Genomic DNA, 9,516 nt, shown 5'->3' with positions numbered 1-9,516 from the left:
GGCGGCCGCCCGGCTGCGGGACGCCGACGAGCGGCTGCTCGACGCGGCGGTGGGCGGGGACGCCGGGGCGCGCACCCTCTACCAGACCCTGATCAACAGCGTGTCGCACGACCTGTCCCTGCTGCGGCTCTTCACCGGGGCGCCGGCCACCGTGGACCACGTGGCGACCTGGCCGCTGAGCCCGGACGGGCCGGCGGAGCCGTCGGTGGAGATCTCCGGCCGGCTGCCCGACGGCGGCCGGTACGGCATCCGGTGGCTCAACCTGCCGGACTGCCCGGCCTACCGGGAGACGGTGACGCTGCACCACGCCCGGGGCGCGCTGGAGCTGGTCTTCCCGTCGCCGTACCTGCTCAACGCCCCGACCACGCTGACCGCGGTGGACCGGCACGACGGGGGCGAGCGGCGGGCGGTGTTCCGGTCGGTGACCGAGGCCTTCGAGCAGGAACTGGTCGCCTTCCACGCGATGGTGACCGCGGGCGTGCGACCGCTGACCGGCATCGCGGAGGGCGCGACCGACGTACGGACCAGCCAGCAGGTGGTACGCCGCTACGGGGAGCTGACCGGCGCGGCGATCGGTGGAGAGGCGGCGAGCTGATGGACCGACCGACCGAGATCATCGTCGTCCCGCACACCCACTGGGACCGGGAGTGGTACGAGCCGTTCCAGCGGTTCCGGCTGCGGCTGGTGGCCCTGCTCGACGAGGTGTTCGACCGGATGGCGCGCGACGAGCGGCAGCGGTTCACCCTGGACGGGCAGCTCGCCGCCGTCGACGACTACCTGGAGGTCCGCCCCGAGCGTCGGGAGCAGGTGGTGGCGCTGGTCCGCGCCGGGCGGCTCGCCGTCGGGCCGTGGCAGATCCTGCTCGACGAGTTCCTCTGCTCCGGGGAGAACATCGTCCGCAACCTGGAGCGCGGGCTGGCCCGCAGCGCGGAACTCGGCGGGGCGATGCCGGTCGGCTACCTGCCCGACATGTTCGGCCACATCGCGCAGATGCCGCAGCTCCTCACCCGGGCCGGACTGGCGCACGCCTGCGTGTTCCGGGGCGTACCCGACCGGGTCCGGACACACGCCTTCGCCTGGCAGTCCCCGGACGGCAGCACGATCCGCACCGAGTACCTGCCCGGCGGCTACGGCAACGCCGCCGCTCTGATGGACGACCGCCGCCTGGTCACCCGCCGGGCGACCGACCTGGCGGCCCGGCTCGGCGGCTGGCGACTCCCGGACGAGGAGACCCCCGTCCTGGCGATGTACGGCACCGACCACGCCGCGCCGGCGCCGGACGCCCCCGACATCCTGGCCGGGGCCGCGGTCGACAGCGTGCAGCTGCGGCTCGGCACCCTCGCCGAGTACTTCGCCACCCAGCCGACGACGGTGGACGGCCTGCCCCCCGTCCGGGGGGAGCTGCGCTCGCACGCCCGGGCCAACATCCTGCCCGGCGTGATCTCCGTACGGGCGCACCTGAAGCAGGCGATGGGACGCGCCGAGCGGCGGGTCGAGCGGTACGCCGAACCCGTCGCCGCGCTCTACGGCGACCCGTCCGTGCAGCGCTTCCTGGACATGGCCTGGACCCGGCTGATCGACGCAAGCTGCCACGACTCGGTGACCGGCTGCGGCTGCGACGAGACGGCCGAACAGGTGGCCGCCCGGCTGGCCGAGGCGGACCAGCTCGGCCGGGCGGTCTGCGACCTGGTGGGCGCCCGGCTCGCCGCCCCGGTGCCGCGCGACGGGTACCTGGTGGTCAACCCGACCCCGGCGGCCCGGACCGCCCTCGTCCGCCTGGACGTCGAGGCGCCGGCCGACGGGCCGGTCGGACTCGCCGACGCCGACGGCAGGATCGCGCCCGCCCAGGTCCTCGATTCGGCCCGGACGCTGCTCGCCGACGACCTGGTGCCGGCCGCCGACCTGCCGGCGATCCTCACCCGGGTGCACGGGCGCGAGCTGTACGGGCAGGAGGTCACCGCCTGGTCGGTGTCGCCGGACGACGGCACGCTCACCTTCGAGGTGGCCCGGCACGGCGACCCGGACTTCGACGTCGAAGACGTGCGGTTGGCGCTCGCCGGCGCGGGCGACCGGGACCGGTGGCGGGTGCGGATCGTCGCCGCCCTCCGGCTCACCGTCGCCGCGCTGGTGGACGTGCCCGCGCTCGGGCACGCCGCCGTGCGTCCGGTGCCGCTGCCGGAGGGCGGGGCGCTGCCGCCCGCTTCCGTGACCATGGCCGGGCGGGTGGTAGACAACGGCCTGCTGCGCGTCGAGGTGGCCGAGGACGGCACCCTGCGGCTGTCCACGCCGGACGGCCTGAGCGTGGAGGGGGTCGGGCGGATCGTCGACGGCGGCGACGTAGGCGACAGCTACAACTACGCCCCGCCGGCCGCCGACGAGCTGGTCGACAAGCCCCGGGCGGTGCGGACCGACGTGGTGCACGCCGGTCCGGCGGTCGGGGTCCTCGACGTGGTACGCGAGTACCGCTGGCCGGTCGGCGCCGACGTCGACGCCGGTTCCCGACGGGTGGACCGGGAGACCATCACGGTGACCACCCGGGTCGAGCTGCGCGCCGGTGAACGCTTCGCCCGGCTGCGGCTGGATTTCGACAACCGCTGCGACGACCACCGGGTACGCCTGCACCTGCCGCTGCCGTCAGCGGCCACCGCGTCGTACGCCGAGGGCCAGTTCGCGGTCGTCGAGCGCGGGCTGACCGCGGAGGGCGGCGGCGGGGAGGTCCCGCTGCCGACGTTCCCGGCGTCCGGGTTCGTCGCCGCGGGTGGCGCCGGCGGCTCGCTGGCCGTCCTGCTGACGCAGCCGACGGAGTACGAGCTGACCGACTCCGGCCGGGAGCTGGCGATCACGGTGCTGCGCTCCATCGGGATGTTGTCCCGCAACCGGCACGCCCTGCGCGACGAGCCCGCGGGTCCGCAGCTGCCCACGCCGGAGGCGCAGTGCCGGGGCGCGCGCAGCGTCGAGCTGGCGGTGCTGCCGTTCCGCGGCGAGTGGCACTCCGCCGGGGTGCTCGCGGCGGCGGAGGCGTACCGGCACGAGCTGCTCGCCTTCCCCGGCGCCGCCGAGGCGTCCGCCGCACTGCCTGCGCCGGTGACCGGGCTGACGGTTGCCGGGGACGGCGTCGCGGTGACCAGCGTCCGGGAACGGGACGGCCGCGTGGAGCTCCGGATGGTGGCGCAGACGCCGGCGGAGACCACGGCCGTCATCGGGTCGGGGCGGGACGTACACGGAGCGCGGCGCTGCGACCTGCTGGGCCGGCCCGGCGAGCCGCTTCCCGTCGACGAAGACGGCCTGGTCCGCCTACCGCTGCACGGATGGGAGATTGCGGCGGTGCAGCTCGACCTGGTCGCTCCCGCCTGATGGGGGTGACCTCCGCGGCGTGAAGCCGAGTTCGATCGTGTCCAGCGGCGTGATCACAGCTCCTTCAGGCGCGGGATGACGTGCCCACCGAGTCCTTCGATGAACCCGACCGGGTCACCGGTCCACGGCATGACATGCACTTCCTCGATGCCTACGGCGGCATAGCCGGCCAGCTGGTCGGTGAAGGCCTTGCCGCCCTCGGCGTCGGCGGCGACGGGCGCCGCCCACAGCACGGTCTTCTGGATGCGGTCGTAGTCGGTGCCTTCCCGGGCACAGTGCTCGGCGAGGACGTCGAGCTTCGCCCGGACCTGGTCCGGACCGGTGTCGGGGCGGGCGAACAGGTTGGTGGCATCGGCGTAGCGGGCGACCAGACGCAGGGTCTTCTTCTCCCCCCCGCCGCCGACCATGACGGGTGGCCGGCGCAGCGGCTGCGGGGAGTTGATCGTCTCGGCCAGCCGGTAGTGCTTGCCGTGGAACGGGCCGTCGTCGTCGCTCCACATCTGGTGCACGATCTGCAGCGTCTCCTCCAGGCGCTCGAACCGCTCGGCCAGGGGCGGGAACGGCACTCCGAACGCGACGTGTTCGCGTTCGTACCAGGCCGCGCCCAGTCCGAGGACCGCCCGCCCGCCGGAGAGCACGTCCAGCGTCGACACGATCTTGGCGAGAAGGCCGGGGTGCCGGTAGGTGACGCCGGTGACCAGCAACTGCAGCTCGACCGAGGTGGTGTGCGCGGCGAGGAACGCGAGGGTGGTGTAGCCCTCCGGCATGGGCGCGTCGACGTCGCCGATGCCCATGCCGGCTATCTGCAGGTAGTGGTCCATCGCCGACAGGTTGTCCACGCCGGCGGCTTCGGCTGCGACGCCGACCCGGGCCAGGGTCGGGCCGATCGCGGCCGGGCCGCCGGGAAAGTCGAAGTTGACCAGGTGTACGCCGAGCTTCATCGCCGATCTACCTTTCGTCGGTGCCGCTCATGAGGGTTGGTGCTGCTTGCCGGATGTGCTCGTGTCGTGGGCCAGGCCGGTCAGGTCGGCGCTGACCTGCCCCAGCCGGGCGGTGGCGGTGCGGTCGTAGGACGCCTTGTTGGAGCGCTGGGGCTTGCGGTTGGTTGTGGGCCCGCTGGCCGGAGTACCTGCGCTCGCCGTTGCGAGGGAGTGAGCAGGAATCAGCTCATACACTCGCAGTCCGGCGTTACCACCGGACGCTCCTCGTCTTGCCCGCTTATGCGGTGCGAGGTTGACGCTTCAGCGACCATCGCCAGCGAAGGTGCTGGACTTACATAGTCTCCGCGTCCGTTCGACCCCTTAGGGTCCGGTTCCCGAGGCACTCCCGGTACCGATCAAGATGGCGCATTTAACCTGCCGCCGCAGGAGCCTTGCCTGCCGGACGAGCTTGGCTATCGCCCATCCGGCGGCAGTCACTCTACCACCACAGTGCACCTAAATGCGTCAGCGCCTACTCCGCCGGCAACAGCTGGCAGCGCCATGGCCTGACCGCCGGTGGACACGGTGACGACCCGGCGGGCGCGGAGGCGATGAGCCGGTCCAGGAGCGGGTTGGTCAGCAGGAACGGCGCGAGGTCGTTGAGCGCGAACGTGTGCTCCAGCCCGTCCGCGGTGACATGCCGGTGGGCCCAGTAACCGCCCACGTTGTTGATCAGCACGTCCAGCCGCGGGTACGCGGCGAGCACCGCGCGGGCCAGCCCGCGGACCTCCGCCTGCGAGGACAGGTCGGCGGCGTACGCGTCGACGGCGGGGTTGCCGGACGCGGCAGCGATCTGCGCCGCGGCGGCCTCCGCGCGGGTCAGGTCCCGGCCGGTGATCGCCACGCGGGTGCCCAGCCGCGCGAGGCCCTCCGCGGTGGCGCGGCCGATCCCGCCGGTGCCACCGGTGATCAGCACCGTCCTGCCGGCCATAAGAGAGGTGGTGTCGGTCATCACCGACTCCTTGTCGAGGCGACGAAGCCCGGTTCGGGTGGCCGGGCGGTGTTGCCTGGCCACCCGCCTCCGGATGTGGTCAGCGGACGATCTTGAAGTTGAACATCGGGGTGTTCAGCGCGCCCATCAGGCGCAGCCACACCGGCAGCAGCATCTCGGTGCCGCGGGCGGTGGTGATGTCACCGAGGTCGATCACGTCGGTGTGGCCGAAGGACTCCAGGATGCCGGTCACGGTCTTCTTGGCCTCGGCGTCGTTGCCGGACACGAAGATCGAGTGATCGCCGTCGGCGAGGGCCTTCGGGTTGACCATCAGCGCCGCGGTGAGCGTGTTGAGCGCCTTGACCACGCGCAGCTGCGGGAAGGCGGCCTGGATCTGCTCGCCGAGGCTGTCGGTGTCCTTGACGAACAGGGTGGGCGGGAACCCGTTGCTGAAGTCCAGGGGGTTGGCGATGTCGATGAGGATCTTGCCGGTCAGGTTCTCGGTGCCGGCGGCCTGCAGCGCCGCGATCGACACGCCGCCGGAGGTGGCGTTGACCAGCAGCTCGGCGCCGGCGGCGGCGTCGGCGAACGGGGCGAGCCGCACCTGCGGGTGGTCGGCGGCCCACGCCACGTAAGGCGGGTTGCCCATCCCGTCCGGGGTGGTCCTGGCCAGCGTCGCGTCGACGTCGCGGGTTCCGACGGTGACCTCGTGGCCGAGCTCCGCGAGGCGGCCAGCCAGCGCCTGGCCGACCATGCCGGTGCCCAGAACTGCGATCTTCATGGGGGTACTCCTCGGAATTCTTGGTGGGTGCCGGTGACGGATTCCCGTCCTGGCACGCACTAACCTAACAGACAGGTCTGTCTACTACAAGACTTGATGCAGCGAGGCGTGTTGGAGGTTCGCGTTAGCTGACGGCGCAGACAGACTGGTCTGTATTATTGGGCAGGTCAGGCTTCGGGAGGTGAACGGATGACTCGGTCGGCCTAGCCCCCGCGTGTACCGCAAGCTCAAACGCTAGCCTTAAAGATCTTCAGACACGCGAAGCTAGCGATGCGGGTCGATTCTCGGTGCCGGCTCGTGGAGGGTTCGTTGGGCGATCATGGCGTCCACGGCTTCGACGCTCGCCTTGAGCTCCATGCCGGTAAGCTCGCGGTACATCTTGATGGCCTGGATCCTCAGCCCGGCCCGGGCGAGCTCATTGACCGACGCCATGCTGGGCGGCAGCTGCGTCCAGGGCGGCGGCTCCCGTCGCGGCCACAGCGCCTCGCGCCAGGTCATCCCGGACACCCTGCGCAACACCCAGCTGGTGACCAACGCCAGGAAGAACACAACGCCCACGGCAGCCAGTCCGCCGCGCTGGTGGCCGAGGAGTCTTTCGTCCACGAGGTACGTGCCCAACCCGAACAACGCGCCACTGAACGGAAGCCGATCCGCGAGCCGGCGCAACTTCTGTCGGTCCACCCCGGTACTCCCTTCAGCCCGTTGAGCTTCCCACGACGAGGGCCAGGATCAACAGAGTGCAGGGTGTGCAGCTGGCCAACGTCGTCACGATGCGGAAACCCCGGCCCGGAGCCACGGCCTGCGACAAGCTTGAGCACCACAACCGGAGATCGCGAAGCTGGCGGGTAGAGCACGCTAGCGTCAAATCACTTCAGACACGCGACACGAGTTCAATGCAACAAGCAGCTGGAGCTCACCGGTTCCGCTGCGAGAGCATGAGAGCCCGGCAGCGTACGGAGGCGACGAATGAGCGACACTGAGCCGCAGACCGCAGGCGGGAAGGTGCTCTGGCACTTCACGATGTCGCTGGACGGTTTCGTGGCGGGGCCGAACCACGAGATGAACTGGATGACCGGGATCTCGTTCCGTCCGGGCCTGGTCGGCGAGTACGTCGGGACCACGGGCGCCGTGCTGGGGGGTCGAGACGGTTGGGACGGTGCCGTGAATGGCAGTCGCCCGTACGGCGGCTCCTGGGACGGTCCGATCTTCGTGCTCACCCACCACCCCGAGGACGCGACGCCCGCCGACGGGGTCACGTTCCTGAACTGTGGTCCGGCCGAGGCGGTGCGGATCGGGCTGGAGGCGGCCGGCGGCAAGAACCTCGAAGTGTTCTCGCCGACCATCGGCCGCCAGCTTCTCGAACTAGGACTGATCGACGAGATCGACCTGCACATCGCACCGATCCTGCTCGGCGAGGGCATCCGGCTGTACGACAACTCCGGCAGCGCGCCGATCCGCCTCCACCGGGTCGGCGAAGGCGACCCCACGTCGGTCGTGAACGTGCGGTACCGCCCCACCACAAGGGCGAAGATCCCCACCGAGAGCTTCGAGCAACTGAGGCCGTTCAGTCCCAGCGGCGGGCGGTCGCGGCGAACAGTTCCGGATCGCACGCCACCGGGATGACGCAGGGCAGGTGGGCGCTCGGGGCGCGCAGGACGTGGCACTCCTGCCACCGGGACACCGGGGTGGCGCCGAGCCCGACCAGGCGGTCCACCTCGGCCCGCACGTCGTCGGTCTCGATGTCGAGGTGGTAGCGCGGCGCGTCGTCCACCGCCTGGATCGCGGTGACCAGGTCGGGTACGACGTCGGGCAGGTTGGTGAACTCCGACTCGGCGGCGTCCGGGCGCGCCGGGGCGCCGAGCGCGGCGGACCAGAACGCGGCGGCGGCCGGTGCGGACTCCTGCGGTACGTCGAGGATCAGGGCGTGGACCCGGGACCGGTGCATCCGCGGAGTTTAACGGTGATCACTGTCGATGGCACGGGACGCGGGTCGGTCACGCCTTGGGGGTGACGGCGCGCAGCCACTGCTGGGCGAGCAGCGCGTGGCCGAACGGAGTCAGGTGCACGCCGTCGTTCGTCCAGATCCGCTCGTCGACATCCGCTTCCTGGAACAGCGCGTCCACCGCGACGAGTGCCGCGTCGAAGTCGGCGGCCAGTCTGCGGACCACGTCGACCTTCGGGTCGAGGTCCTTTCGCCAGCCGTGCTGCGCGTCGTCGAGTGGGATCAGGAACGGCTCGACGAGGACGATCTGCGCGTCCAGCCGCTGCCGGGTGGCCTCCAGGACGTGCCGGTAGTCGCGTTCGAAGTCCGCGACGCTGGTCGGGTCGTGCTGGGCGTAGCGCCGCCAGGTGTCGTTGATGCCGATCAGCACCGACACCATCTGCGGGGCCAGGTCGAGGCAGTCCCGCTCCCACCGGGCGCGCAGGTCGCGGACCCGGTCGCCGCTGATCCCGCGGTTGAGGAAGCTGACGTGGTGGCCCGGGTGGCGGGCGGTGAACCAGGCCGAGGCCATCATCGCGTACCCGCAGCCGAGGTCGTTGCCGGTGGACCGGTCGCGCCCGGCGTCGGTGATGCTGTCGCCGATGAAGAGGACCCGTCCGCCGCGCGGCACGTCCACCGTCATCTGCTTCCCTCCGCTCCTCCTCGACGTCGCCGCCATGATCATGCCGCTCGGCCCGCTGCCTGTCGCCCGTTGAGGGTGAGCGTCACATCTGCCGGAATCGGCTGTTGCGTTCCGCCGGTCGCCGCCGATGAAGCATCCGTGGGACCTACGACGGGTGCCGGCCGAGGGCGGCGGGACGGCTGTGAGAAACCGCCCTAAGTTGACCTTGGCCGTTGCTGTCGCCACAACACGGTGGTTGACTGCTGCACCATGCCATAGCCCACGATTAGCGATAGGTCGGTATTTTCGTGAAAAGCAGCGCTGTATCCATAGTGCAACCGGCGGATCAACGCCGCGTGACGTGGCGGCAGCGAGCGGCGCGTTGGCTGGACCCGACGGTCGCCCGGTGGGCCGTCGCCCCGGAGGAGCCACCCCCTCCCCCGCCACCCGAGGAACAGGCCGGACCGTGGCCGGAGATCTGTGAACAGTTCGCGATGCGGATCCTCGCCTCGGCGTACCAGATGGGCAGCCACCTGGAGGCCGTCGAGGCCGACGAGCAGGATCCCGAACGCCTGGAGCGGCTCTACCGGATCGACCACGCCAACACCCGCATCCGCCGGCACGCCGAGAACCTCCAGGTCCTGCTGGGCCGCCGGGTGGAGGACGCCGACCGGCAGACGGTGACCCTGGTCGACGTCGTCCGGGCCGCGACGTCGGCCGTCGAGTACTACCCCCGGATCCGGGTCGGCCACGTGGTGGACCTGGCGGTGGTCGAGTTCGCCGCCGACGACGTGATCCGGGTCCTCACCGAACTGCTCGACAACGCCACCCGCTTCTCGCCACCCACCTCGTCGGTGATCGTGTCGG

10 protein-coding genes are annotated in these 9,516 nt (G+C 71.3%); 4 read left to right on the top strand and 6 right to left on the bottom strand.

Features of this window, described 5'->3' with window-relative positions; translation table 11 throughout:
- The coding region (locus tag DKL51_RS35175) for a hypothetical protein (protein ID WP_221623242.1) at positions 1–595 on the top strand (595 nt) is incomplete at its 5' end.
- Complete coding sequence (locus tag DKL51_RS26050) at positions 595–3,354, top strand: glycoside hydrolase family 38 N-terminal domain-containing protein (RefSeq protein ID WP_109946968.1); 2,760 nt, start codon at positions 595–597, stop codon at positions 3,352–3,354. The genes DKL51_RS35175 and DKL51_RS26050, both read left to right, overlap by 1 nt.
- 53 nt (positions 3,355–3,407) lie before the next feature.
- Here the strand turns inward: DKL51_RS26050 and DKL51_RS26045 are convergent, their stop codons facing one another.
- The 4 genes from DKL51_RS26045 to DKL51_RS26030 all read right to left on the bottom strand — a co-directional run bounded on the left by DKL51_RS26045 (position 3,408) and on the right by DKL51_RS26030 (position 6,727).
- Positions 3,408–4,295 carry an LLM class F420-dependent oxidoreductase gene (locus tag DKL51_RS26045; protein WP_124812612.1) on the bottom strand — a complete coding sequence of 296 codons (888 nt, stop codon included), beginning with the start codon at positions 4,293–4,295 and terminating at the stop codon, positions 3,408–3,410.
- A gap of 511 nt (positions 4,296–4,806) precedes the next feature.
- Positions 4,807–5,286: an SDR family NAD(P)-dependent oxidoreductase gene (locus DKL51_RS26040; RefSeq protein ID WP_207783993.1), complete on the bottom strand. Its 480-nt coding sequence runs from the start codon at positions 5,284–5,286 to the stop codon at positions 4,807–4,809.
- Positions 5,287–5,365: 79 nt separating this feature from the next.
- Positions 5,366–6,046, bottom strand: coding sequence for an NADPH-dependent F420 reductase (locus tag DKL51_RS26035; RefSeq protein ID WP_109946966.1), 681 nt, complete (start codon positions 6,044–6,046; stop codon positions 5,366–5,368).
- A gap of 264 nt (positions 6,047–6,310) precedes the next feature.
- Positions 6,311–6,727, bottom strand: a complete 417-nt coding sequence (locus DKL51_RS26030; protein WP_109946965.1) for a hypothetical protein — start codon at positions 6,725–6,727, stop codon at positions 6,311–6,313.
- A gap of 285 nt (positions 6,728–7,012) precedes the next feature.
- Here DKL51_RS26030 and DKL51_RS26025 point away from each other — a divergent pair, with 285 nt between their 5' ends.
- On the top strand, positions 7,013–7,669 hold the full coding sequence (locus DKL51_RS26025; RefSeq protein ID WP_109946964.1) for a dihydrofolate reductase family protein: 657 nt from the start codon (positions 7,013–7,015) through the stop codon (positions 7,667–7,669).
- Here DKL51_RS26025 and DKL51_RS26020 read toward each other — a convergent pair.
- Both DKL51_RS26020 and DKL51_RS26015 read right to left on the bottom strand, forming a co-directional pair.
- A complete protein-coding gene (locus DKL51_RS26020; protein WP_109946963.1) occupies positions 7,611–7,991 on the bottom strand; it encodes a VOC family protein in 381 nt (126 codons plus the stop codon). The genes DKL51_RS26025 and DKL51_RS26020 overlap by 59 nt on opposite strands.
- 49 nt (positions 7,992–8,040) lie before the next feature.
- On the bottom strand, positions 8,041–8,670 hold the full coding sequence (locus DKL51_RS26015) for an SGNH/GDSL hydrolase family protein (RefSeq protein ID WP_109946962.1): 630 nt from the start codon (positions 8,668–8,670) through the stop codon (positions 8,041–8,043).
- 335 nt (positions 8,671–9,005) lie between these two features.
- On the opposite strand from DKL51_RS26015, the gene DKL51_RS26010 reads away from it, so the two are divergent.
- A partial coding sequence (locus DKL51_RS26010) for a histidine kinase (protein WP_498070955.1) occupies positions 9,006–9,516 on the top strand: 511 nt, incomplete at its 3' end.

It is taken from the genome of Micromonospora globispora, from assembly GCF_003857015.1.
Taxonomy (GTDB): Bacteria; Actinomycetota; Actinomycetes; order Mycobacteriales; family Micromonosporaceae; genus Micromonospora; species Micromonospora globispora.
This window is presented reverse-complemented; position numbering and strand designations above follow the sequence as displayed.

Excerpts from the sequence above, each read along its gene's own strand:
- DKL51_RS26050 (WP_109946968.1), top strand. The coding sequence starts at position 595 with ATGGACCGACCGACCGAGATCATCGTCGTCCCGCACACCCACTGGGAC.
- DKL51_RS26045 (WP_124812612.1), bottom strand. The coding sequence starts at position 4,295 with ATGAAGCTCGGCGTACACCTGGTCAACTTCGACTTTCCCGGCGGCCCG.
- DKL51_RS26040 (WP_207783993.1), bottom strand. The coding sequence starts at position 5,286 with ATGACCGACACCACCTCTCTTATGGCCGGCAGGACGGTGCTGATCACC.
- DKL51_RS26035 (WP_109946966.1), bottom strand. The coding sequence starts at position 6,046 with ATGAAGATCGCAGTTCTGGGCACCGGCATGGTCGGCCAGGCGCTGGCT.
- DKL51_RS26025 (WP_109946964.1), top strand. The coding sequence starts at position 7,013 with ATGAGCGACACTGAGCCGCAGACCGCAGGCGGGAAGGTGCTCTGGCAC.
- DKL51_RS26020 (WP_109946963.1), bottom strand. The coding sequence starts at position 7,991 with ATGCACCGGTCCCGGGTCCACGCCCTGATCCTCGACGTACCGCAGGAG.
- DKL51_RS26015 (WP_109946962.1), bottom strand. The coding sequence starts at position 8,670 with ATGACGGTGGACGTGCCGCGCGGCGGACGGGTCCTCTTCATCGGCGAC.